This is a genomic window from Nocardia jejuensis NBRC 103114 (assembly GCF_001613145.1).
Classification (GTDB): domain Bacteria; phylum Actinomycetota; class Actinomycetes; order Mycobacteriales; family Mycobacteriaceae; genus Nocardia; species Nocardia jejuensis.
This window is the reverse complement of the sequence record NZ_BDBU01000058.1, coordinates 1-24,246: the sequence shown is the minus strand read 5'-3', so window position 1 is coordinate 24,246 and position 24,246 is coordinate 1. Positions and strand designations below refer to the sequence as shown.

The following is a 24,246-nucleotide window of genomic DNA, read 5'->3' as shown; positions in this document are numbered from 1 at the left end:
CAGAACGCACGGCCCCACGGACACTCTGTCCGTGGGGCCGCGCGCTGTCGCGGGGGATTGCGGCGCACGCCGGGTGTGGTGGGTGCCGCGCCGCACGTCCGGTGGGATTGCGCCACACGCCGGGTATCGCGGGGGATTGCGCTGCACGTTCGGTGTCGCGGGATCGCGCCGCATGTCCGGTGTCGCGGGGGATCGCGGCCGGTGCCGCCGTCGAGCGTGCCTTCGTCTCCGGAAACTCACCCGCGTCGAAATCGCTTGCCGTCGATGCCAACCTGCAGGCCGCGCGTACACGCACCGCGTGCCCGCAGGTGTCGCGGAACCGCCCGGCGCGCGGAATCGCGCCGTCCGCGCTGGTGCGGCTGGTGCTCGGGCGCGTGGATTCGGCGTGCGTATCGCGGGTGTATTGCACACCGCTCGGTCGAGTTCGCGGCTGCGGCGAAGGTCTCCGCCTACCCTGGAGGCCATGACGAATCCGAGCGATCCGTGGGCGCGGCGACCGGAACCGGAATCGGTGGACGGTCCGACCGAGAGGGTCGACGCCACCGGACAACCGGCCGGGCACACCTCGGAGTTCGGGGCGGCGTACGGGCCCACCGAGCACATCCCGGCGGCCCCGAACGACTACTTCGGGCAGCCACCCGGGCCGGAGGCCACCCGGGTGATGCCGCCGTACGACAACCAGTGGGGCGGCTACGAGCCGACCGCCGCGTATCTCGGCGGCGCCGGCTACGAGCCGACCACGACCTATCCGGCCGGAGCGGGCTACGAGCCGACCGCCGCCTACCAGGCGGGCGCGGGCTACGGCCCGGGCGGACCCGGGTACCAGGGCGCACCCGGGGGACCGGGCGGACCGGGAATGCCGCCGGGCGGATACCAGCCCGCGGGATCCCCGCCGCCCCCGGGCAAGCCGCCGCGCCGGACCGGCGTGTGGATCGCGCTGGGGCTCGCGGCGCTCGCCCTCGTCGCGGTGGTCGGCGTGCTCGCGGGAACCCTTATCGCCAACCGGGACTCGTCCGACACCGCCGCGGACAATTCCTCGGGCGGCAAGACCACCAGCATCGGCATCTTCCCTCCGACCTCGGGAAAGGCGTCCTCGCAGCCACTTCCGAGCGGCATCCCGCAGATTCCGGGCCTGGGCGATATCGACGATCTCGGCGCGAACATGGGCACCATCGCGAGCAATGACGGGACCACCATCAAGCTCACCACCCTGTCCGGCACTACGGTGACCGTGCACACCGATGACAAGACGCAGGTGATCTCGCTGGGCACCATGACGGTCAAGGATCTGGCGGTGGGTGAGATGGTGATGGTGCAGGGCGACAAGGCATCCGACGGGTCGATCAAGGCCGAGGTCATCATCAGCACTTCGCTGCCCGGTGGAACACGGTGACAAACAACGGTGCAGATGTAGCGGGCGATCACCCGCACAGCTGGATAGGGTAGGCGGCGATGACGGCTATTTGGTTCGGGTTGGCGGCGATCGCGCTCGTGGGTGCGATCGTGCTGCTCTATTTCGATCGGCTGCAACGGCAGCGCACCGGACACGTCCGGCAGGTCTGGGCGAAATCCCAGGGCTACACCTATGTCTCGGTGGAACCGGCACTGGCCTCGACCTGGCGGCGCGGCGCGCTGGCCAAGCTCGGCTACCTCTCGGCCGTGGACGTGGTGTCCGGAAACCGCAAGGGCGAGAAGTTCGTTCTGTTCGATCTCGAGGACGCCGCCACCCTGGTCGCGGTGCGCCGGCAGATCGGTTCGGACATCGACATCGATCTACGCCTGAAGACGGCGGCGCCGCCCAAGGACCACGATCTGGAACTGCTCGGTGCGATCGGTGATCGAGTCGTGTTCGCCACCAACCCCGATATCGCGCGGCACGCCGTCGATCAGCGGATGGTCGCGTTCATCGAATCCCTGCCCGACGAGGTGCAGCAGCTCTGGAGCGAGGGCAACTGGACCCTCGGCATGCTCCCGGTCGGCGCGGTCGCCAAGGACTGGGAGATGTCGATCGACGCGGTGCTGCGACTCTCGGGTCTGCTGCACGTGCTGCCGCCGGTGATCAACTCCGAACGCGGTCGCGACGAGTTGCCCGAACCGGGCCGCTCCCGTCCGGCCCCCGAGGACGAGAACTACGACGGCCACGACGAATTCGGTGACTACGGCGACGACGTCGAGCGGGTCCCGGTGTCGGCCGGTCGCGAGCAGTCCGCCCGCTCGGACGAGGACTACGGCTCGCCGCTCGTTTCGGACATCACGGCCGGCGGCGAGGGCGAGGACGGCGAGGCCGAATCCTGGCGTCCCGCACTCAAAGTCGTGCCCGATCCGCGCAATCGCCCGCGCCGCAACTGGCCGCCCGCCGCCGAGGACGAATGGGTCGACGAGCCGGAGGACGACGAGACCGGCCGGCCGCCGCGCGTGCGCGCCGAGAGCGACGAGGACGAGCGGCGCGACCCGGACACCGCGAAGTGGACCGACGAGGAACCCGACGCCGATTACGACGACGCCGAGCCCGAGCAGGGATGGCGCAAGGATCAGGGCCGCAGCGCCCCGCCCGGCGGCCCCTTCCATCCGGGCTTCCGCCCGTACCAGGGGCCGACACCGCGGTGATGCCGCCGCGATGAGTGCACGCGGATTCCCCTCGCCCGAGCGCGCGAGGGACCAGAATGGTTGCGCAGCCTCGGTCATCGGCGACCGATCTCTCACGTACGAGTGATGGGTAGTCGATGACCGAGAGTTCCCCCGCCGCCGCGGGCGCCGCGCGCCTGCCCGGTGCGATTCGACCGGTGGCCCTGGTCACGGGGCCGACGTCGGGGATCGGCCAGGCGTACGCGATGCGACTCGCGTCACTCGGATACGACCTGGTGCTGGCGGCGCGCACCGAGGAACGCCTGGTATCGCTGGCCCGTGAGGTTCAGGTCAGATACGGGTCGCGCGCGGAGGTGCTGCCGGTCGATCTGGCCCGCCCGCGGGATCGGGATCGGGTCGCCGAGCGGCTGGGCGCGGGCGTCGAATTCCTGGTCAACAACGCGGGATTCGGCAATTCGGGCGAATTCTGGACCCATGATCCGGCCGCGCTGCAACGCCAGCTGGACGTGAACGTCACCGCCGTCGTGCAGTTGACCCGCGCCGCCCTGCCGTCCATGCTGCACGCCGCCAACGGGACCGTGGTGAACGTGGCGAGCATGGCGGGCCTGATCCCCGGACGGGGCTCGACCTATTCGGCCTCCAAGGCGTACGTCGTATCCTTCTCCCAAGGACTGGCGGGTGGTCTCGCCGGAACCGGCGTACGGGTGCAGGCTCTGTGCCCGGGGCTCGTCCGCACCGAATTCCATGAGCGAGCCGGGATCGATACGGCCTCGCTGCCACGAGGGCTGTGGCTGAGCGTGGAGAAGGTCGTGGCGGGTTCGCTGCGGGATCTGGAGAAGGACCGGGTGATCAGCGTGCCCGGAATGCAGTACAAGGCCATCGCCGCGGTCGCCGGATTGGTCCCGCGATCACTGGTGACCCGTATCGATCGACGCATGTTCAACGCACGCGGAAGGACATAGACACAGCAATGCAGGTAACGACGACCGACCGGGACAGACTTGCCGAACTGGTGCGCGGCCTCGCCGTCGTGCACGGGCGGGTGACGCTCTCCTCGGGCAACGAAGCCGACTACTACGTGGATCTGCGCCGTGCGACCCTGCACCACGAGGCAGCGCCGTTGATCGGCAAGCTGCTGCGTGAACTGGTCGCGGACTGGGATTTCGATTCGGTCGGCGGGCTGACCATGGGCGCCGATCCGGTCGCCGCGGCCGTCATGCACGCGCCGGGCCGTCCCATCGACGCGTTCGTGGTCCGCAAGGCAGCCAAGGCACACGGCATGCAGCGGCAGATCGAGGGCCCGGACATCGTGGGCAAGCGCGTGCTCGTGGTGGAGGACACCACGACCACCGGCAACTCGCCGCTGACCGCGGTGCGCACGCTGCGGGACGCCGGCGCGATCGTGGTGGGAGTGGCCACCGTGGTGGATCGGGAGACCGGAGCCGACGGTGTGATCGCGGCCGAGGGACTCGAATATCGCTCGATTCTCGGGTTGAAGGATCTCGCACTCGGCTGAACAAGATCTGCTCTGGGCTGGAACCGGCCTCTGAGTTAGCCTGTGAATTGGTCTTCTGTCCGACAATGGGGTCGGGCAATTGCGTGTGAAGGGTCGTGTGAGTCACCTGTGGTGAGCATTGCAGTCAACAAGGGTCATCAGAATGTTGCGATGCTCGGCATCGGTGCTTACCGGCCCGAGCGCGTGGTCAGCAACGCCGACGTGTGCGAGCAGCTGGACTCCACGCCCGAATGGATCTTCGATCGCACCGGCATCAACAACCGCCGGTGGATCAGCGGCGACGAAACGCTGCGCAGCATGGCCGCCGCGGCGGGTGAGCGGGCGCTGAAGAACACCGGCATCGACCGGTCCAAGATCGGCGCGCTGCTGCTGTGCACCTCGAGCTGGCTCAAGCTGACCCCGCACGGCGCGCCCTCGGTCGCCGCCGACCTCGGCATCAACGGCATTCCCGCCTTCGACCTGACCTCCGGTTGCGGCGGCTTCGGCTACGGCCTCGGCGTCGCGACGGACATGATCCGCTCCGGCTCGGCCGAGTACATCCTGGTCATCGGCGCGGAAACGATGACCGTCGGTCTCGACCCGACCGATCGCGGCACCGCCATGATCTTCGGTGACGGCGCGGGCGCCGTCGTGGTAGGCCCGAGCGAGGAGAACGGCATCTCGCCCACGGTCTGGGGCAGCGACGGCGAGAACGCCGAAGCCATCGCCCAGGACGTCGACTTCCTCGAATTCATGAACAAGGCCCAGCGCCTGCAGGGCACCGATCCCGCGGTCGAGGCCGTGGGCCGGATGTCGCTGCACATGGAGGGCCCCAAGGTCTTCCGCTGGGCCGCTGTCACGCTGCCGCGCGCGCTGTCCAGCGCCATCGAGCTGTCGGGCGTGGCCAAGGAGGACATCGAGATCTTCGTCCCGCACCAGGCCAACGCGCGCATCAACGAACTGATGAAGAAGAACCTCGGCCTCGCCGAGGAGATCCCGATGGCCAATGACATCGAGAACACCGGCAACACCTCGGCCGCCTCGATTCCGCTGGCCATGGAGGAGATGCTGGTGACCGGCAAGGCCAAGGGCGGACAGCTCGCGCTGCTGCTGGCCTTCGGCGCCGGCCTGTCCTACGCCGGTCAGGTCGCGGTGCTGCCCCCGGCTCCGGCCGAGCCCAGCTTCTGATGCCCCGTCCGTTCCGCGCGGCGTTCGCGGGTGCGGCGGTGGTGACCGTGTTCGGCGCCGTCACCGGCCGCGACGCCCTGCAGCGGGTCGCCAAGCCACTGCTGATGCCGCTGCTCGCGGCGGACGTGGTGGTCAACGGCGGCGACCTGGATCCGGTGGACCGCACCGTGCTGCTCGGTGCGTTGGCGGCCGCGACGGTCGGCGACGTGCTGCTGCTCGAGCCGGACAACGACGGCCGATTGGTCACGGGCGCAACCTCTTTCGCCGTCATGCAGTCCGGGTACTCGTGGCTCTGGTGGCGGCGCGGGGCCCGGCCCCGCCCCGAGATCGCGGGCCAGCGACTGGCGGCCTGGCTGGGTGCGGCCGCGCTGATGCGGGCCAAGGCGCCCGGCATCGCCGCGCCGCTGACGGCCTACGGTGCGACACTGGGCGCCGCGGCCACCCTCGCGTCCGATCCCGGCCTCGCTCCCGGCGCGAGGAACGTTGCGGGCCTGAATGTTCCGAACTCGGATCCACGCAGTCGACTCGGGTTGGGGGCGCTGCTGTTCACGGTCTCCGACGGGCTGATCGTGCTGCGCCGGATATTCGCGCGGACTCCCACGTCGCGGCGCGTGAGCGAGGGCGTCATCCTCGGGACCTATGCCGCGGCCCAGTACCTGCTGGCCGATCCGCGCGCGCACCGCTGACCGTTCGATTCGGCGCTGACCGTCCGACCCGGCGCTGACCGTTCGATTCGGCGCTGACTCGGCCTCGAATCCGCCGTCGCTCTTCTGCCCCGGCGTGGTGGTGCGACCCCAGTTCGGCTCCGGCCGACCGATGTTCGGTGCGAACGGTTCGGCATTCCGTTCGAGTGCGATGACTTTCGCCGCGAGCGGTACGGCATTCGGCTCCATGAAGTTGCCCGCCGTGCACGAAGCTGTGGAATGCGGCGGCGTCGTGGCTTATTGTGAAACGGATGTGTGTATGACAATGGTGTCGTTAGGGGTTGTGAGTTACCTGTGGTGAGCATTGCGATCAACAAGGGTCATCAGAATATTGCGATGCTCGGCATCGGCGCCTATCGGCCGCGCCGGATCGTCAGCAATGACGAGGTGTGCGAGACACTCGATTCCACCGACGAGTGGATCTACGACCGCAGCGGAATTCGTAACCGCCGCTGGGTGAGTGGCGACGAATCCCTGCGTTCGATGGCCGTCGCCGCGGGCGAGCGGGCCATCAAGAACAGCGGCGTCGACCGGTCGAAGATCGGTGCGCTGATTCTCGCCAGTTCCACCTGGCCCGATATCACCCCGCACGGTGGCCCGACCGTCGCCCACGACCTGGGCATCAACGGCATTCCGGCCTTCGACCTGGTGTCGGGGTGCGGCGGGTTCGGGTACGGACTGGCCGTGGCGGCGGATCTGCTGCGCTCGGGCTCCGCGGATTACGTGCTGCTCATCGGCGCGGAAACCATGTCGTTCTCACTGGATCCGCACGATCGCGGCACCGCGTTCATCTTCGGTGACGGCGCGGGCGCGGTGGTCATCGGGCCGAGTCAGGAGAACGGCATCTCCCCGGCGGTGTGGGGCAGCGATGGTGAGAACGCCTCGGCGATCGGCCAGAATTTCAATATTCTCGAAATGATGGATCGCGCCGAGTCCTATCAGGGCAAGGATCCGGAAACGGATCCGGTCGGGCGAATGCTGTTGCGTATGGAGGGGCCCCGGGTATTCCGCTGGGCGGCGGTCACGTTGCCGCGCGCATTGGCCTCGGCGCTGGACGTGGCCGGGGTGTCCAAGGACGATATCGAGGTTTTCGTACCGCACCAGGCCAATGCCCGGATCAATGAGCTCATGAAGAAGAACCTCGGTCTGGCCGACGATATCCCGATGGCCAATGACATCGAGAACACCGGAAACACCTCCGCCGCGTCGATTCCACTGGCGATCGAGGAAATGCTGGTCACCGGAAAGGCGAAAGGCGGACAGCTCGCGCTGCTGCTGGCTTTCGGGGCGGGATTGTCCTACGCCGGGCAGGTCGCGGTGTTGCCGCCGGCGCCTACCGAAGCGAGCTTCTGATATGTACCGAAGCGAGCTTCTGATGTATACCGAAGCGAGCTTCTGAGCAGTGTGGTCAGCCGGTTGCGCGGGCGCGCAACCGGTCCCGCAGCGCCGTGCCGTCACCGGCCCACCACCGGGTGTGGCCGAGGAAGTACCGGTGGTAGGCGATATCGGCGTTGACCGGATTGCCGCAGGGGAGCACGCCGAGGAAGTAATCGATCTCGGAGAGTTCGTATTCGGCGTGCACCAGGGGCAGTAGATCCGGCAGCGCGAGCGCCTCGGCGGGAGTGAGCGGGCGCAGCGATTCGTAACCGCGCAACAGACCCTCGACCTGGTCGAATCCGATGTTCGCGGGGCCGCCCTCACGCAGTGAGATCCAGTCGACGGCACAGCGTTCGATGGCGATCGCCACATCGTGGATCGCGGTGGTGCGATCGCAGAGGCCGAAATCTATGACGGACGAGGGCTTTTCGTGTTTCCACAGCAGGTTGGTCCCGTGCCAGTCGTTGTGGGTCCACAGCGGCGTGAGGGCGTCCAGCCGGGGCGCGAGGTGGGCGTGGAAACACAGGTGGACCTCGATATCGGCGCGCCAGTCGCGCGATCGCAGGAATCGCGCCAGGGCCGGGCGGGCCGCGGCGCGCTGCTCGAGCGCGCTGATCGGGTCGGGACTCGAGAAAAGGGCGAAGCTCGCCAGCAGGGGGCGCGGCGGCCGGGCGGGTGCGTCGTATCCGATTGCGGCCGTGTGCAAGCGGGCCAGCATGCGCCCGGCCGCCTCGGCCTCGATCGTGCGGTGGTAGGGGGACCAGGAGAAGCTGCCTCGATACTCGTCACCGCCCACTCCGAGTTCCTGTACCTCGTAGGTGAATTCACCCATTTCACGGGTGAGCAGGACGCGGGGAATCGGAATGCCCTGTGCGCGCAGGTGATCCATGAAGCCGTGCTCTTCGTCGAGCGCCGCCGCATCGCGCAGCGCGCGGGGGAGGCGCTTCACGATCACGGGGTCGCCCGCGTCCGTACGGACCAGTGCCGTCGCGGAAAGGGGCCGGGGACTGCGCCATTCGATGTGCGCGTCCGCGCCGAGGAGTTCCACGATCTCCGGTGGGGACAGGGCCGGCCAGTCCGGCGGGACCAGTGGATCGGTTCCCATGCCGAAGACGCGGTCCTGCGACATCCTCAGGCCGCGTCGCTCGGGGTGGTGGAGAGGCGGGCGGTGGTGTCGGAGCGTCGTTCGATCACGACGATGACGGCGGTGATGGCCGCGGCCAGCAGGAAGGAGAACAACGACGCAGAGGACCACCAGCCGGGATGGACGCCGAGCCGGTCCTGCACCTTGATCCAGAAGTTCGCCCACCAGCCGATGTAGCCGGGGTTGAACAGCTGGTAGATCACGAATCCGGCGACCCACGGGAGCAGCATGAGCGGGCGTGCGGGGGAGCTTTGATCGAGGTTCCAGCGCGTGCGGCCCCGGCCGAAGAAGTAGTCGACGATCAGGACCGCGCTCAGCGGCACGAAGACCGAACCGATCAGGTACAGGAAGTTGGCGTAGCTGTCGAAGTCGCGGACCGGCAGGGCGAGCGCGGTGACGAGCACGCCGATCCCGGCCGCGAGGAAGCGGCGATCGATGCGCGGCGTCAGGTTCTGGATCGACATGGCGGTCGAGTAGATATTGGCGAAGGACTGGTCAGTCTCGCGAAGCACCAGCACCGCGAAGAACAGCCAGCCCGCCGTGACGCCGAGGAAGGTGTCGAAGATCTTGTCGACATCGCCGCCCGCCTGCAGGATCGCGATGATGCCGAGCAGGTAGCACCAGGTCTGCGCCACCGAATAGCCGACGACGGTGGCCCCGGCGGCGGTGCGCGCCGAACGGGAATGGCGGGTGTAGTCCGCGGCCAGCGGGACGAACGAGATGGAGACGGCCAGGGTGGCATCGACCGAGGGCCAGAATCCGGTCCAGCTGGTGCCGGTCTGCTCCGGAATCGGTTGCCGCAGCAGCTGAACCGTGAAGTAGACCATCGCGATGGCCACGGCCACCGATACGTATTTGCGCAACCATCGCACCGACTTCAACGGCCAGATGGCCATGGCCGTGGACAGCGCGCCCGCCGCGATGATGGCGATCGCGTGCGGCACCTTGTCATCGGTGAGCGCCTTGACGCCGAGCGCGATCACGGTGAGCTCGAAGACGCCCCAGCCGATGCACTGCACGATATTGGCGACGGTCGGCAGGTAGGAGAAACGCGTGCCGAACAACCCGCGCAGCATCGCCATGGCGGGTGCGCCGGTGCGCGCGCCGATGGCCCCCGGCCCGGCCACCATGACCGCGCCGACGACGGTGCCGAGCACGACGGCCAGCAACGCTCCGGCGATCGGCAGCGGTGCGTCCCCGGTCGGGTTCAGGGCGACGGCGGCGCCGCTGAATCCGATCAGGCTGACCCCGAGATTGAGCCAGAACGCCGCCTGGTCGGTGAAGCCCAGGGTGCGCGGCGGCTGGGTGTCGAGCACCAGCGGCGCTTCGCGTCGATCTTGTGAAGCGGTCGTCATGCTGAGTGATGCTACGGCGCGGGCCGGGCAAATCGGGCAGCCAGGTTCACGGGCGCGACCCCGGCCACGGCCCGGGTGAATACCGATGACCAGCGCGGACGGGCATCAGATGCAGAGCATGATCCGGTCGCGATTGCGGGGATCCACCCGGATCGAGAGCGTGCCGCCGACCGCGATCCGCGGTCGCACGATCGGTTCCACATCGAATACGACACTGCCGTAATAGGTTTCGGAACCAGGCACCACCAGCTCCAGATCCAGCTCGGTGAGCTCGGTGTAGCGATCGGTGCGGCGCAGCGGGTGCACGGCCTCGATGTTGGCCCAGCCTTCCAGGCCGTAGCGGCGCAACCGGCGATCCGAGCGGGACGGTCGCTGCGCGAGCAGCATGCCGATTCCCAGGAAACTGCCGAACAATCCGATCAGGGTGAGCACCTGAATGGGCACCGTGCCGGGTGGGGTCAGCGGCACCAGCCAGCCGATCCAGACAATCAGTGCGACGAGGTACGCGAGGGTCACCCCGAGCACCGTGCGAGCAATGCGTGCGTGGTCCATAACACCCTCCAACCACGGCTTATGGAACTCCAGGATAGTCCGGAAACCCCGTGCCCGCGTGGGATCGGGCGAGGTCAGGCGGGGGTGCGCAGCGCGGTCAGGGCATCGAGGTCGAGCGGGAGGGAAATGCCGTCGAGTTCGAGGGTGGCCCGGCCGGAGAATTCACCGTCGGCGCGATATCGGTTCTCGTGCAGGCGATATTCGGTGAGCCGCACCGAACCCTCGATGTCCAGCAGCCAGTAGTGGCCGATTCCGGCCTCGGCGTACTCCGCGAATTTCATGACGCGATCGGTGCGCCGGGAACCGGGCGACACGATCTCGATGGCTGCCAGCACATCCGGCGGATTCACCCGGGTGGCGTGCGCCGCGCCGGCCTCGCCGCCCACCACCAGCACGTCCGGGACCCGCACCGTCGGCGGCATGGCGTCGTCGATGATCAATTCGATGCGGGCCAGCGCGGCCACGCGGCGCGGCAGCGCGCGCTCGAGCTGCGCGGCCAGCCGCCACACCGCGAGTTGATGCCGCGGTGGCTGCGGGGCCACCACCAGCACACCGTCCACCAATTCGAGGCAGCGCTCGGTGTCCTCGGGCAGCGCCGACCACTCCGTGAGCGTCAGCAGGTGATCAGGCCAGGACGCAACAGCATTCAGTGTTTTCGCCAGCGATTCCGCGGCACTCGACCGACGCATACGGTCCAGTCTTCCACGGCCCGCAACCGCGCAGCGACGTTCTTTTGAATGTCGCCTCAGCCCTTGAGTCGCAAAACCGCCAGCACCCGGCGATGATGCATATCCGACGGCGGCAGTTCGAGCTTGGTGAAAATGTTGCCGATGTGCTTCTCGACCGCCCGCTCGGTGACGTTCAGCGCGTGGCCGATGGCGGCATTGGACAGGCCCTGCGCCATGGATTCGAGCACCTCGCGCTCGCGCGGGGTGAGCCGGGCCAGCGAATCCTGTTGCCGGGCAGCGCCCATGAGCTGGCTCACCACCTCCGGGTCCAGTGCGGTGCCACCGGTCGCGACCCGGTGCAGTGCGTCGACGAAATCTCCCACGTCCGCCACTCGATCCTTCAGCAGGTATCCGACGCCACCCGCGCCGGAGGCGAGAAGCTCGGTGGCATACCGGGTTTCGATCCACTGCGAGAAGACCAGCACCCCGGTTCCGGGATGACTGCGGCGCAGCGAGAGGGCCGCGAGCAGGCCTTCGTCGGTGAAGCTGGGCGGCATTCGCACATCCACCACCGCGACGTCCGGGTTGTGCGCGGCGACCGCCTCGTGCAGGCCGTCCGCCTCGCCGACCGCCGCCACCACCCGGTGTCCGCGCTCGGCGAGCAGGGCGGTCAGCCCGTCGCGCAGGATGGCGTTGTCCTCGGCGATGACCACGCGCAGGGCGCTTGTCGGGGTGTGCATGTCCCGCATCATCGCGGGCCCGCGATCGGGAGCACGATGGCGACCACGGTCGGCCCGCCGACCGGGCTGTCGACGTCGAGCGAGCCGTCCACCGATCGGGCGCGGGCCGCCAAGCCCGAAAGTCCGCCCACCACAACGGCTTCACCATGTGCCTCGGTCGGTTGCAGTGCCCCGCCCTGGCCGTTGTCGCGCACGGTGATCGCGAGCGAATCCGGGCCGTACGGCAGGACGGCGACCCAGATGCGGGTGGCGGCGGCGTGTTTGACCACATTGGTCAGCAGTTCGGCCACCGAGAAATAGGCGATCGTCTCGATCGCGGCGCCGGGCCGCACGGGTAGATGCACCCGCACCTCGACCGGGATCGCGCAGCGCGCGGCGAGGGTTTCCAGCGCGGCCTCGAGCCCGAGTTCCAGCACCGGCGGATGAATGCCGCGCACCAGCTCGCGCAATTCGGTCAGCGCCTCCTTGGTTCCGGTGCGCGCCTGGCCGATCAGCTCACCGGCGTCGGTCCCGTCGGCGAGGCGCTGCTGCGCCCGGCCGAGCATCATGGCGATGCTGACCAGTCGCGCCTGCGTGCCGTCGTGCAGGTCCCGCTCCAGACGGCGCAGTGTCGCAGCCGAATCCGCGACCGCGACCCGGCGGCTCTCCTCCAATTGCGCCACCCGCTGATCGCGCGCGGTCGGGGCGAGCAACCAGAGTGCGAGCATCCGATGCAGTCGGCAGACGGCGCGGATCAGCCACGGCAGCAGGAAGCAGCCGATCACGCCCAATGCCGCGAGACCCAGGACGCGGGGCCAGGTCTCGATGTAGTGGTTCCCGAACTGCATGAGCGAGTGGTGCGCGACGCCGTCGGCATCGACGTTCCGCGGATCGAACAGCGCCCACGGAATCGGCGACACCGCGAGGAACCCGGTCATCGCGACGGTGGTCAGCACCAGATATCCGGCCACCACCCCGAGCGCGCCCTGGAACAGCAGGAACAGCAGCGCCCGCCACGACGTCCGATCGGTGAACGCCGCGCGCAACCACCCGCGCAACCCCGGCCGGAACGTGAACGGCGGCGGCTCGGGGACCGTGGTCCCCAGCAGCTTCGAGATCAGCACCCGATAGACCCGCCCCCAACTCCGCCCGCCCAGGATCGTGCAGGCCAGCAACGGAATTCCGATCAGGAAGATCGACAGGTACGCGCTCGCGCCCATTCCCAGGAACAGATACGCGACCGCCACGCACCCCAGACCGAGGGCCAGGACGAGATAGCACAACTCCTTCCACACCCGAGCCCGGAACGGCGTCCGCAGAAACTCCCCGAACACCGCCGCCGGAGCGGGCGACAGCGCTCCCGGTGCACTGCCGCCGAATCCGGTTCCGCCCGAGTCGAATTCGTGGGCGAACCGATCCCGGCTCGCTCCGAACCCGGCATCGGTCCCGAATCCGGAATCAGCGGCCGGTCCGAACTCGAAACCCGTGGTCCGGTCGTGCGCTCCGGCCGCTCCGAGGTCGTCGATGGGCAGCGCGGCCGTGTCGCCCGCGCGCGCACCGGAGGGGACGTGGGTGCGCGCACCGGAGGGGACGTGGGTGCGCGCACCGGAGGGGACGTCGGTGCGCGCACCGGAGGGGACCTGGGTGTGCGGGAGGCGTCCTGTGTCGTCGATCCGCTCGCTCATAGGTTTCATCGTGGCCTGTGGACGGGGAGGGGCGCGATCGGGCAGGCCACCGGATCGATGGTGGTGCTGGCACGAATGGGCTCGTCCCGCGGCGGAATCGGTCATAGCATGAGCCTGTGAGCCATCCGCCCCCTGGTTATCCACAGCCGATATACCGGCCGCCACCGCCGCCGGACCATCCGCAGGCCGTGACCATCATGGTGCTGGGCGTGCTGAGCTTGTCGCTGTGCCCGTTCTTCCTGGGGCCGGTGGCCTGGATCATGGGCAACCGCGCGAAGAAGGAGATCGACGCCTCGGGCGGCGCGATCGGTGGCGGGAATCTGGTGACGCTCGGATACATCTGCGGAATCGTCTCGACCATCCTCATGATCGTCTTGATCGTGCTGTGGGGTGGCGGACTTCTGGTCTACGGGCTGCTCGGGGATTCCCACAGCGGCGGCTGAGGTCCGCGCCCGCTGATCGGGGAGCGCCGGCGCGGCAATACGATGGCCCGGGTGAGACCCGTCCCGACAGCTGATGAACCCGCGGCCCCCGGTCCGACCGAGTGGGGTGAGCATCCGCACGGGGTCGGGCCGTGGCGCGAGGAGTTCGGGACCGAGCCGCCGCAGGATCCGCGCCTGGATCCGGTGCTGCTGGCCGAGGGGGACCGGCGCAATGTGGTCGATGCCTACCGCTATTGGACGCGCGAGGCCGTGGTCGCCGACATCGATCGGCGGCGGCATCCGTTCCACGTGGCGATCGAGAATTTCGGCCACGACGCCAATATCGGCACCGTGGTGCGGACCGCGAACGCCTTCGCCGCCGCGGCCGTCCACATCGTGGGACGCAAGCGCTGGAATCGGCGCGGGGCGATGGTGACCGATCGCTATCAGCACATCGTGCATCACGCCGATACCGATGAGCTGCTGCGATTCGCCGCCGCCGAGGGGCTCACCGTGGTGGCGGTCGACAATGTGCCGGGATCGGTCCCGCTGGAGACCGCGCAGCTGCCCCGCGAATGCCTGCTGCTGTTCGGCCAGGAAGGCCCGGGTGTCACCGCCGCCGCGAAAGACGCTGCGCTGTTGACGGTTTCGATCGCGCAGTTCGGATCGACGCGGAGCATCAACGCGGGCGTCGCCGCGGGCATCGCCATGCACGCCTGGATCGCCCAGCACGCCGACCTGGCCTCGGCATGGTGACAGATAACAAATCAGCCTCGAGTTCGGTCGCCCGGCTGGCACTATTTGTCCTATGACTTCGCGGACCGGGCGCAATATCGAGCCGACCGCCGCGCTCTGGTCGGAGCGCGCCGATCTGGCGGAGTCCGCGATCGTGTCGAGGCATCTGAGAACCCTGTGGGGCATGCCGGGCACGCAGCTCGGCGTGGTGGGCTGGCCGCCGACCAAGCGGGACAGAGCATTCGCGTCCTGGCACTACTGGTGGCAGGCGCATCTCATCGACTGCTGCGTGGACGCCGCGAATCGCGCGCCGACGCCGGTCCGCAAGCGCCGGATCTGGGCGGTCGCACAGGCCGTGCGGCTGCGCAATCTCAGTGGCTGGACGAACAACTACTACGACGACATGGCCTGGCTGACCATCTCCCTCGAGCGCGCCGAGCGGACCCAGGGCGTCGCGGAGGTGCGCGGCGCGCTGCTGGTGCTGGAGAAAGATCTCTACGCCGGTTGGGAACCCGAGGTCGGCGGCGGCGTCCCGTGGCGGCGTAATTCGGACTTCTTCAATGCCCCCGCGAACGGTCCGGTCGGTATCGCCATGGCCCGGCTTGGCCGCTATCACCGTGCGGCGGAGATCTCGGACTGGCTCGACGAGCACCTCCGCGATCCGGAGACCGGCCTCGTCTTCGACGGCATCCACCTACCGTCCGGTGTGCTGGAGAAGCCCGTCTACAGCTACTGCCAGGGCGTGGTGCTCGGCCTCGAAACCGAACTCGCCGTGCACACCGGCGAACCCAGGCACGTCGAACGCGCGGTGCGGCTGATGGCCGCCATCGAAGAGCACATGACCGACGGCGGCGTGGTCACGGGTGACGGCGGTGGCGACGGCGGACTCTTCAACGGGATCCTGATCCGCTATCTGGCGCTGGCCGCGCTCATGCTCCCCGGTGAGGAGCGCGCGCAGGTCGCCGCCCGCCGCACCGCCGCGGCCATCGTGCGCAAATCCGCGACGGCCGCCTGGGGCAACCGGCTCGAGGTGGAGGGCGAACCGCTCTTCAGCGCCGACTGGCGGCAACCGGCCCGACTACCGGGCGTGGCGGGGGCGGGGTCGTTCACCCCGGGCGGTTCGGTGAAATCGTCCAGACATCCGGAACGCGATCTGTCGGTTCAGCTTTCGGGCTGGAAACTGATGGAGGCCGCGCACACGGTCACCGCCGCCGGTCTCTGAACAGCCGGTACGGACCGCTCAGGCGCGACGCCACGGTGAATCCGCGACGGGCTCCTGCTCGGCCTCGTCGAGGTCGAAATCCTCGGCCGGGCGCGCCATTTCCGCTCGATACTGCCGCACTCCCACGATGGTCCCGAGCACCAGGCCCACGATCAGCGTGCCGATCACCGCGGGCATGAGCCAGGACACGTTCTCCAGGAAGCTGCCCGCGTAGTACCCGATCAGCAGCAGCACCGGAGCCCAGATGATCGCGCCGATGCTCGAGGCGATCGTGTACTTGCGATGATCCATGCCCGCCGCACCGGCGACCGCCGGGCACAGCGTGCGCACCCACGGGATCCAGCGTGCGACGAGCACCGCCATGAATCCGTGCCGGTGCAGCAGTTCGGCCACCCGGGTCAGATTCCGGGTGTTGATGTATTTGCCGTTCTTGCGGGCCACCAGGTGGTGGCCCGTGCGTTGTCCGATCACATAGCCGACCTGATTGCCGGCTATCGCCGCGATCATGGTGCCGACGGACAGCGCCCAGACGTGCACCTCGCCGCTGACCTGCGACGCGAGCACGACGCCCGCGGTGATCAGCATCGAATCACCGGGCAGGAACAGCCCGATGATCAGTGCGCATTCGAGGAAGACGAAGGTCAGCACGACCGTCCAGACCAGCACCGGCCCGGCCGTCTCGAGCGGTCCGAAACCGCCCATTGCGAGGTTTAGCGGGGTGTCGGCCACCGGTGGCTCAGTGACTCGACTCGTTCGACGCGGACGTCAGCGCCTGCTCGACATTGTCGCCACTGCGAAGCTTCTTCACCACGGTGATGATGGCGGGCAGGATCGAGATGAACACGATGAGCAGGAAGATCGCCTCGACGTTCTTCCGGATGAACTCGACATTGCCGAGGAAGTAGCCGAGCACGGTGATGCCGCCCGCCCACAGGATCGCGCCGATGATGTCGAACATGACGAACTTGCGGTAGTCCATCTTCGACACCCCGGCCAGCACCGGCATGAAGGTGCGCACGATGGGCACGAACCGGGCCAGGATGATGGTCTTGGGGCCGTGCTTCTCGAAGAACTCGTGGGTCTCGGTGACGTACCGCTTCTTGAAGAAGCGAGTGTCTTCCTTGTTGAACATCGCCGGACCGATCTTGCGCCCGATCCAGTAGGCGGACTGATCGCCGATGAACGCGACGATCACCACGGCGGGCACCAGCAGCCACATCGACATCCACGGCGGCGGGGTCGCCGACGCCGACAGCAGACCGCCAGTGAACAGCAGCGAGTCGCCGGGCAGGATCGGGAACAGTAGGCCCGTCTCGATGAAAACAATGACCAAGATCGCCGGAAGCACCGCATTCGATAGCCATGTCTCGGTGAGGAGGTGCATGGGATCGAGAATCGCGGGCAAAGCAGCGTTGGTCGTCACGGCATCGGACACGGCCAGCAAGGTCACGGCCACCACAGTACCGGTCATTGCCAAGTGACACCGAACGTCGAAGCAACCTCACAAACTTGTCGGCTAACCGAGGCCATTGCCACAGGAAAACGCGTCTGCCCTAGGGTGTGGCCTGTCAGAATTTTGTTGTACACAGCACACATACAACGGAGGTTCCTGTGCCCATTGCGACTCCGGAGATCTACGCCGAGATGATTGCTCGGGCCAAGGAGAACTCCTTCGCGTTCCCCGCGATCAACTGCACCTCGTCGGAGACCATCAACGCGGCCATCAAGGGCTTCGCGGAGGCGGGATCGGACGGCATCATCCAGTTCTCCACCGGCGGTGCCGAATTCGGCTCCGGTCAGGGTGTGAAGGACATGGTCGTGGGTGCGACCGCACTGGCGGAGTTCGCGCACGTCGTCGCCGCGCAGTACGACATCACCATCGCGCTGCACACCGATCACTGCCCGAAGGACAAGCTGGACACCTTCGTCCGCCCGCTGATCGCCATCTCGGCCGAGCGCGTGAAGTCCGGGCGCAATCCGCTGTTCCAGTCGCACATGTGGGACGGCTCCGCGATTCCGATCGACGAGAACCTGGAGATCGCGAAGGAACTGCTCAAGCAGTGCCACGCGGCCAACATCATTCTCGAGGTCGAGATCGGCGTGGTCGGCGGTGAAGAGGACGGCGTCGAGAACGCCATCAACGACAAGCTGTACACCTCCGCCGAGGACTTCGAGAAGACCGTCGACGCCCTGGGCGCCGGCGAGAACGGCAAGTACCTGCTGGCCGCCACCTTCGGCAACGTGCACGGCGTCTACAAGCCGGGCAACGTGAAGCTCAAGCCCGAGGTGCTGGCCGAGGGTCAGCGCGTCGCGGCCGCCAAGCTGGGCCTGGGCTCGGACGCGCAGCCGTTCGACTTCGTGTTCCACGGTGGTTCGGGCTCGCTGAAGTCGGAGATCGAGGACTCGCTGCGTTTCGGCGTGGTGAAGATGAACGTCGACACCGACACCCAGTACGCCTTCACCCGCCCGATCGCCGGGCACATGTTCGGCAACTACGACGGTGTGCTGAAGGTGGACGGGGAGGTCGGCAACAAGAAGGTCTACGACCCGCGCAGCTACCTCAAGAAGGCCGAGTCCTCGATGGCCGCTCGCATCGTGGAGGCCTGCAACGACCTGAAGTCCGCGGGCCGCTCGATCAGCGCCAAGTAAGCTCGTGCACCGGGATTCCGCAGCACTTTCCGGAATCCCGGGCAAGTTTCGAGCGGCGGGCGCGCCGCGGTCTCTATCGAGGCAGGTGGCATGACTGTCGATGTACGGGTGCTGGGTCCCGTGCAGCTTTTGGTTGCCGGTCGGCCTGTGCCGGTCGGCGGCCCCAAGCCGCGTGCGCTGCTGGCGGCGCTCACCGTGAATCGGCGGCGAGCGGTGTCCTCACAGGCACTGGCCGATATCGTCTGGAACGACGATCCGCCGGACTCCTATCAGGCCAGTCTTCAGGTGTTCGTATCGAACATCCGCAAGACGCTGCGCCAGGCCGGGGCCGATCCGACGGCGCTGCTGCGCACGGAGGCCTCCGGGTACCGGCTCGAAATCGATGACGACCATTGCGATCTCGGGCGATTCGAATCCATTCGCCGGACCGGGGCCGAGGCCGCCACGGCCGGGGATCACGCCAATGCCGCCCGCCTGTTCGGCGACGCGCTGGCCGAGTGGAGCGGGCGAGCCCTGGACGATCTGTCCGGCCTCTCGTTCGCCGAAAGTTTCGCCACCGCGATGGACGAGGAACGGCTGCTGGTCGCCTCCGCGCGGGTCGACGCCGAAATCGCCTGTGGGCGAGCCTCGTCCGTGGTGGGCGAACTGGTGAGCATGACCAACGCGCATCCGCTGCGAGAACCGTTGTGGGCGCAGCTGATCACCGCGCTGTACCTGTCCGGCCGCCAAGCCGACGCGCTCGAGGCGTGCCGCCGCGTGCGCGCGGTGCTCAACGACGAACTCGGGATCGATCCGGGCGCGGCGCTGATCGCCCTGGAGCAGCGGGTGCTGCGGCAGGAACCGCTGATCACCGGGCAGATCGCCGAGGTCGAGCGGATGGCCAAGGCGATGACCGAAACCGTCACCGAGCTGCCCCGCGCCGTGCGTGCCGGACGGCTCCGCCTGGCCGACGGCCGGGACATCCCGATCGCGGCGACCGGCATGAAGATCGGCCGGATGACCGACAACGATCTGGTGCTCGACGACCCCAAGGCCAGCCGCTACCACGCGCACATCACCCCGAGCCGGGCCGGACTGCTGATCAAGGACCTGCATTCGGCCAACGGGGTCTACATCAACGAGGAACCCGTGGACAGCGCCGCGGTGCTGGCGGACGGGGACGCCATCCGGATCGGCGGGACCGTGCTCGTCTTCCAGGCCGTTCGCTAGCTCGAACGGATCGCTCTGCCGCCCAGGTCGTTTCGCGGTTTCGCCTGCCGTCCGGGCCGGTCGGCGAGCGGGTGGGCGTCCTCGGAAAATCCGTTCGATCGATCTTGCGCGAGTGCCGGTGGCCGAGTGCGTCCCACCGGTAGGGTCCTGGCCGGATGTGTCCGGAACAGCCCGAATCTGGAGAGGGTCAACGCATGGCCAAGCGGCTGCTGGCGGTGGTGGGAGCTGTCGTCGTCGGTGCGGGCGCGCTGGTGTCCTCGAACGGCGCGATCGCCGAGGCCGAGAACGACATCGGCGAGGCGATCAGCACCGGTGTCGGGGCGTGCGGGACCGATCCCGCGCCACAGCACGAATCCCTGGTGCCCAAGACGCTCGAGGTGCCGATCGCGTACCCGGTCGTGACCGTGGATCCCGGTCCGCCGGTGGAGAACCGGGAACGGGTGAAGACCGAACTGCCGACCGATCCGTGCGTGAATCCGTGCCCGGATCTCACCGATTCCCCGGCCGCGCCGCCCGGTCTCGCCGAGCAGCTCGGCCTTCCGCGGCTCATCGTGCGTCCACAGCCGTTCAATTTCGCCTTCCCGGACCCGAACCCGCCCGCGGTGCCGCCGGGGCCGGAGCCGGTGAATCCGGATACCGAACCGGCCCCGCAGGTTCCGGCCCGTGCCGTGCCCCAGGTCTCCGCGGTCCGAGAGGTCGCCAAACTGACCGGCGCGAGCTCCGTCAACCGCACCGACAAACGGTGGCAGGTCCAGGGCACCGATCTGGGCATCATGTGGGAGAGCAAGCCGGGGGAGGTCGCCCTCGCGTTCGGCGACACCGTGGGCAGCGATTTCCATCCGCCGGGCGGGATGGGGCTGGACTGGCGCAGCAACCTGCTCGCCTTCAGCACCGACACCACGCTGGCGGACGGGATCCAGTTCGACCACATGGTCTCCGACAGTCGTTGTCACGCAGCGGAACTGCTCAGCAGCAAGAAGATGGACAATGTCGAGATCACCACGATCCCGACCTCCGGCTTCGCCATCGGGGACCGGCAGTACATGAGCTACATGTCGATTCGCACCTGGAACAGCCTGCCCGGGACCTGGTACACCAACTACGGCGGGCTCGCCTACTCCGACGACCACGGCGAGCACTGGACCAAGGATCCGCACGCCAAGTGGGACAACATCTTCGGCGTCTCCAATTTTCAGGTGTCGGCGATGGTGCCCGAAGGTGAGTTCGTCTACATGTTCGGAACGCCCAATACCCGGCTCGGATCCATAGCGCTGGCACGTGTGCCCAAGGCGCAGATCCTCAACACCACCGCCTATCAGTACTGGCGGGACGGCGCGTGGACGCCGGTCGGCGGATCCGCCGCCGCCACACCGATAGTGAGCGCCCCGGCCGGTGAGCTGTCGGTCCGCTACGACGCCGCCCGCAAGGTGTGGCAGATGAGCTACCTGGACACGGGCAAGGCCGCACTCGTTGTGCGCGAATCGGATTCACCGCAGGGCGTGTGGTCCGAGAGCGCCACCACGGTGAGCGCCACGCAATTCCCGGAGCTGTACGGCGGGTTCATCCACCCGTGGTCCACGGGCGAGGATCTGTACTTCACCATGTCGACCTGGAGTGACTACAACGTGTATCTCATGCACGTGGCGTTGAACTGAGCCGGTGTCGAACGGAGCCGGCGTCGAACCGAGCCTGGGCCCGGGCTCAGCATGAAAAGGGCGGGCCGCGTAGGCATTACGCGGCCCGCCCTTTTTCATGCGTCGATCAGGACAGCCGGACCTCGGCGACGGCGCGGCCGAACAGCTTCTTGCCCTCGGACGTCGCGCCCAGCACGACGGTGGCGACGCCTCGATCGGCATCCACCGACTTGACCTTGCCGGTGAAGTCGACGTTGGTCGGGGCGGTCGGCTCGACCGGGACGAAGCCCGCGAAGCGCACGCTGAACTTGCTCAGCGCGGCCGGATCGCCCAGCCAGGAGGTCAGGTAACCGGCGGTCAGGCCCATGGTGAGCATGCCGTGCGCGACCACGGTCGGCAGGCCGACCAGCGTCGCGGCGGTGTCGCTGAAGTGGATCGGGTTCGGGTCGCCCGAGACGCCCGCGTAATTGACCAGGTCGCCACGGGTGACGGGCACCTTCGCGGCGGGCAGATCGCTGCCGGCCGCGAGCGTGGCGGCGGTGGGGACGGTGAACACCGGAAGCGGGGGCGCGGGAGCGGTGGGCTCGGCCACCTCCTCGGGGGCCAGCAGGATCAGCCCGCTCGGGTCCGCGATCTCGGAGTCGGCGCTCGACACGTGGTCGTTCATCACCACGCCGGTCATGGTCTGCACGGCGGCGGGATCGATCTCGACGCCCTTGCGGGCCACGATCGTGGTGGTGGACACCAGGACCGGCAGCTGCGCCGCATCGGCGAGGGTCACCTTGATGGTGAGGAAGTCGTTGTCGCCGTACGCGCGGATGTTCTCCACCGCCACGTCCACCGACAGCCGATCCCCGGCCAGGATCGGCCGGTAGTACTCGAAGACCTGATCGGTCTGCAGGATCTGCGAGACGTCGTACTCGGTGAGCACGGTGCCGATCAGGGCGCGGGTGGTGGCGGCGCCGATCACCGACGCGAAAGTCGGGGACGCGATCAGACCCTCGTAGCCCAGCTTGCGGGCGTCGGCCTCGTGATGGTGCGCCGGATGATCGCCACGCACGGCGCGGGCGAATTCACGGACTTTCTCGCGGCCCACGTCGTAGTGGTCACGGACACGAAAGTGCCGGCCGACCAAATCGGTGGCGGTGGCGGCTACCGCCTCTGCCGTTTCCGGCATGGTGCTCAGCTCCCTGTATTCGAAACCTGGTGGGCTCCCGCCACATCGGCGTACACATACGCACGGCGGCGGTGAACAGCCGCGGCGCCGAGACGCCGACAAGGCTGGCCCAGACAATCCGGCGAATATTACCGATCAGTCGGACCATTGACCAGGTGTTTGTGACGTTTGTCGCGATGTCGGCCCGAATGCGACACCCGGCCAACTCGGTCCCCGGCACCACCCACTCCACCCCTGGAATGCCACCCGAACGACCCCCGAAACAGTCGACCCCGCTTCCCTCGGGGCTGAGTTCCCGGACGGAGTACCCCGGCTTTCGGAGTCCCCGTTCCGGCCGCACCCGTTCCGGCCGCACCGCTGAGTGCGGGACTTCCTGTCCTGCTGCCCGGTTCGGAGCGCGCCGGGCGGGACTCGAAGCGAGGCGGGGGAGAGGTGTCGCCCCGAGCATCCGGGAATGGGCCGGTGGCGGGCCTGTCGCGACGGCATTCGAAATCTTTCGGAACGCGCGGGCGCAGAGGGCAAGTGAAACCTCGTCGGCAGGGTCGAATCACCGTGCGGGTGCCGCACTCGCGGTCGTGCGGGAACGACGTTGCGGCCGAGGCGGTCTCCGGACGAGCACGGCCCCGGCGAGGGAGCGCCGGGGCCGTGATCGATTGCTGCGGAGGGTTATTGAGCGGCCGGCGGGTCGCACACCTTCCAGCCGCCGTCGGTGTTCTTCAGATCGAAGGTGCGGGCGGACTGCTTCGACGGATCGGCCTCGGTGTAGACGGTCGCCGACGCCAGCGCCGCATCGCCCTTGATCTGGATGGCGTCGATGCTCTGCACCACCGGAATGCTCTTCTGCTCCTTGGAGGTTCGGTACACGCCGGCGAACTGATCAGCCGAAATATTCTGGTAGAAGTCGTGCTGCGCCCCGCAGGTCACGCCGCGCAGCGCCTCCAGATTGCCGGTGCTCAACCCATCGGTGTAGGTCGTGATCGCCTTCTTGACCTGCGCCTCGGGCGAACTGTCCGACGAGTTGCCCAGCAGCGCGACGACGCCGCCGATGACCACGATCAGCGCCACCAGCGCCGCGCCCGCGATCAGCAGCAGCTTCTTCTTGCGGGCGCCGTCGGTCGTCGAGCCCGCGCCGTCGGCCGCCTGCTCGCCGGACGCCGGAACCCGCTGCGGCGCAGCCACGGTCCGAGCACCCAGACCCAGACCACCGGCGTCCTGCGCGCCGCCCTGACCGGGCCCGCGCTGACCGGCGTCGCCCTGATCCTGTGGTCCGGCCGGACCTTGCGGGCCGCCCTTGCTCAGCAGACCGGGCGCCTGCGGCCCACCGGACCCCTGCGGTGCACCCTGCCCGGGACCACCTGGGCCTTGACCGCCCTGACCTGGCCCGCCCGGACCCTGAGGTCCGCTCTTGCCGAGGCCGACAGGGCCCTGCGGGCCGCCCTGACCGGGACCACCTTGGCCCTGCGGGCCGCCCTGACCCTGACCGCCGAGAACTCGAGGACCGCCCTGACCGGAACCCTGTGGACCGCCGTGGCCTGGTCCGCCCGGACCTTGCTGGCCTGGACCACCGGGACCCTGCGGACCACCCTGGCGAGGTCCGCCCGGACCCTGCGGTGCGCCCTGTCCGGGACCGTTCACTCCTTGCGCGCCAACAGGTCCCCGGCCACCCGGTCCCTGCGGGCCGGCGTTCCCGGGTCCCTGCGGACCACCCTGCCCGGGCCCTTGCGG

24 protein-coding genes are annotated in these 24,246 nt (G+C 68.3%); 14 read left to right on the top strand and 10 right to left on the bottom strand.

Translation table 11 applies throughout. The annotated features are described in order from the left end of the window. Positions 1-463 precede the first annotated feature (463 nt). The 7 genes from NJ1_RS39540 (at position 464) to NJ1_RS34465 (ending at position 7,326) form a co-directional block, all read left to right on the top strand. A complete protein-coding gene (locus NJ1_RS39540) occupies positions 464-1,393 on the top strand; it encodes a DUF5666 domain-containing protein (RefSeq protein WP_067703445.1) in 930 nt (309 codons plus the stop codon). 59 nt (positions 1,394-1,452) lie between these two features. After that, positions 1,453-2,607: a TtfA family protein gene (locus tag NJ1_RS34490; RefSeq protein ID WP_174557154.1), complete on the top strand. Its 1,155-nt coding sequence runs from the start codon at positions 1,453-1,455 to the stop codon at positions 2,605-2,607. 116 nt (positions 2,608-2,723) lie between these two features. After that, positions 2,724-3,548, top strand: a complete 825-nt coding sequence (locus NJ1_RS34485; RefSeq protein ID WP_067703442.1) for an SDR family NAD(P)-dependent oxidoreductase — start codon at positions 2,724-2,726, stop codon at positions 3,546-3,548. An 8-nt stretch (positions 3,549-3,556) separates the two neighbouring features. Next, complete coding sequence (gene pyrE, locus NJ1_RS34480; protein WP_067703439.1) at positions 3,557-4,102, top strand: orotate phosphoribosyltransferase; 546 nt, start codon at positions 3,557-3,559, stop codon at positions 4,100-4,102. Positions 4,103-4,210: 108 nt separating this feature from the next. Next, the gene (locus NJ1_RS34475; protein WP_067703436.1) at positions 4,211-5,269 is read left to right on the top strand and encodes a beta-ketoacyl-ACP synthase 3; all 1,059 of its coding nucleotides are present in this window, start codon (positions 4,211-4,213) and stop codon (positions 5,267-5,269) included. Beyond that, on the top strand, positions 5,269-5,955 hold the full coding sequence (locus NJ1_RS34470; RefSeq protein WP_067703433.1) for a lysoplasmalogenase family protein: 687 nt from the start codon (positions 5,269-5,271) through the stop codon (positions 5,953-5,955). Before NJ1_RS34475 ends, NJ1_RS34470 begins: the two co-directional genes overlap by 1 nt. 312 nt (positions 5,956-6,267) lie before the next feature. Then, on the top strand, positions 6,268-7,326 hold the full coding sequence (locus tag NJ1_RS34465) for a beta-ketoacyl-ACP synthase III (RefSeq protein WP_067703430.1): 1,059 nt from the start codon (positions 6,268-6,270) through the stop codon (positions 7,324-7,326). Positions 7,327-7,381: 55 nt separating this feature from the next. Here NJ1_RS34465 and NJ1_RS34460 read toward each other — a convergent pair whose 3' ends face one another. The 6 genes from NJ1_RS34460 to NJ1_RS34435 form a co-directional block, all read right to left on the bottom strand. After that, positions 7,382-8,455, bottom strand: a complete 1,074-nt coding sequence (locus NJ1_RS34460) for a phosphotransferase enzyme family protein (RefSeq protein ID WP_157574510.1) — start codon at positions 8,453-8,455, stop codon at positions 7,382-7,384. A 26-nt stretch (positions 8,456-8,481) separates the two neighbouring features. After that, positions 8,482-9,849 (bottom strand): purine-cytosine permease family protein, encoded by a 1,368-nt coding sequence (locus NJ1_RS34455; protein WP_067703424.1) that lies wholly within the window; start codon positions 9,847-9,849, stop codon positions 8,482-8,484. 105 nt (positions 9,850-9,954) lie between these two features. Next, the gene (locus tag NJ1_RS34450) at positions 9,955-10,401 is read right to left on the bottom strand and encodes a hypothetical protein (RefSeq protein ID WP_067703422.1); all 447 of its coding nucleotides are present in this window, start codon (positions 10,399-10,401) and stop codon (positions 9,955-9,957) included. Positions 10,402-10,475: 74 nt separating this feature from the next. Next, complete coding sequence (locus tag NJ1_RS34445) at positions 10,476-11,090, bottom strand: Uma2 family endonuclease (protein WP_067703419.1); 615 nt, start codon at positions 11,088-11,090, stop codon at positions 10,476-10,478. A gap of 56 nt (positions 11,091-11,146) precedes the next feature. Next, positions 11,147-11,809 (bottom strand): response regulator transcription factor, encoded by a 663-nt coding sequence (locus NJ1_RS34440; protein WP_067703489.1) that lies wholly within the window; start codon positions 11,807-11,809, stop codon positions 11,147-11,149. Between the two features lie 8 nt (positions 11,810-11,817). Further along, positions 11,818-13,473 carry a sensor histidine kinase gene (locus NJ1_RS34435; protein WP_067703416.1) on the bottom strand — a complete coding sequence of 552 codons (1,656 nt, stop codon included), beginning with the start codon at positions 13,471-13,473 and terminating at the stop codon, positions 11,818-11,820. Between the two features lie 116 nt (positions 13,474-13,589). Here NJ1_RS34435 and NJ1_RS34430 point away from each other — a divergent pair, with 116 nt between their 5' ends. The 3 genes from NJ1_RS34430 to NJ1_RS34420 are packed head-to-tail and all read left to right on the top strand — an operon-like array spanning position 13,590 to position 15,852. Continuing rightward, on the top strand, positions 13,590-13,916 hold the full coding sequence (locus NJ1_RS34430) for a DUF4190 domain-containing protein (RefSeq protein ID WP_067703413.1): 327 nt from the start codon (positions 13,590-13,592) through the stop codon (positions 13,914-13,916). Between the two features lie 51 nt (positions 13,917-13,967). After that, complete coding sequence (locus NJ1_RS34425; protein ID WP_245717708.1) at positions 13,968-14,651, top strand: TrmH family RNA methyltransferase; 684 nt, start codon at positions 13,968-13,970, stop codon at positions 14,649-14,651. Positions 14,652-14,703: 52 nt separating this feature from the next. Next, positions 14,704-15,852, top strand: coding sequence for a glycoside hydrolase family 76 protein (locus NJ1_RS34420; protein ID WP_067703408.1), 1,149 nt, complete (start codon positions 14,704-14,706; stop codon positions 15,850-15,852). Positions 15,853-15,870: 18 nt separating this feature from the next. Here NJ1_RS34420 and NJ1_RS34415 read toward each other — a convergent pair whose 3' ends face one another. Next, a complete protein-coding gene (locus tag NJ1_RS34415) occupies positions 15,871-16,554 on the bottom strand; it encodes a DedA family protein (protein ID WP_067703405.1) in 684 nt (227 codons plus the stop codon). Positions 16,555-16,588: 34 nt separating this feature from the next. Continuing rightward, the gene (locus tag NJ1_RS34410; RefSeq protein ID WP_067703486.1) at positions 16,589-17,287 is read right to left on the bottom strand and encodes a DedA family protein; all 699 of its coding nucleotides are present in this window, start codon (positions 17,285-17,287) and stop codon (positions 16,589-16,591) included. Positions 17,288-17,463: 176 nt separating this feature from the next. Between NJ1_RS34410 and fbaA the strand changes: the two genes are divergently transcribed. The 3 genes from fbaA (at position 17,464) to NJ1_RS34395 (ending at position 21,365) form a co-directional block, all read left to right on the top strand. After that, on the top strand, positions 17,464-18,501 hold the full coding sequence (fbaA, locus tag NJ1_RS34405) for a class II fructose-bisphosphate aldolase (RefSeq protein ID WP_067703403.1): 1,038 nt from the start codon (positions 17,464-17,466) through the stop codon (positions 18,499-18,501). A gap of 90 nt (positions 18,502-18,591) precedes the next feature. Beyond that, complete coding sequence (locus NJ1_RS34400; protein WP_067703400.1) at positions 18,592-19,710, top strand: BTAD domain-containing putative transcriptional regulator; 1,119 nt, start codon at positions 18,592-18,594, stop codon at positions 19,708-19,710. A 194-nt stretch (positions 19,711-19,904) separates the two neighbouring features. Then, complete coding sequence (locus NJ1_RS34395) at positions 19,905-21,365, top strand: glycoside hydrolase family 183 protein (protein WP_067703397.1); 1,461 nt, start codon at positions 19,905-19,907, stop codon at positions 21,363-21,365. 106 nt (positions 21,366-21,471) lie between these two features. On the opposite strand, the gene NJ1_RS34390 is transcribed toward NJ1_RS34395, so the two are convergent. Together NJ1_RS34390 and NJ1_RS34385 are read right to left on the bottom strand one after the other, a co-directional pair. After that, positions 21,472-22,521 carry a fused (3R)-hydroxyacyl-ACP dehydratase subunits HadA/HadB gene (locus tag NJ1_RS34390; protein WP_067703394.1) on the bottom strand — a complete coding sequence of 350 codons (1,050 nt, stop codon included), beginning with the start codon at positions 22,519-22,521 and terminating at the stop codon, positions 21,472-21,474. Between the two features lie 666 nt (positions 22,522-23,187). Continuing rightward, positions 23,188-23,700 (bottom strand): Rv0361 family membrane protein, encoded by a 513-nt coding sequence (locus NJ1_RS34385; RefSeq protein ID WP_067703391.1) that lies wholly within the window; start codon positions 23,698-23,700, stop codon positions 23,188-23,190. Positions 23,701-23,883: 183 nt separating this feature from the next. On the opposite strand from NJ1_RS34385, the gene NJ1_RS39535 reads away from it, so the two are divergent. After that, on the top strand, positions 23,884-24,246 hold a 363-nt coding region (locus tag NJ1_RS39535), incomplete at its 3' end, for a hypothetical protein (RefSeq protein WP_157574506.1).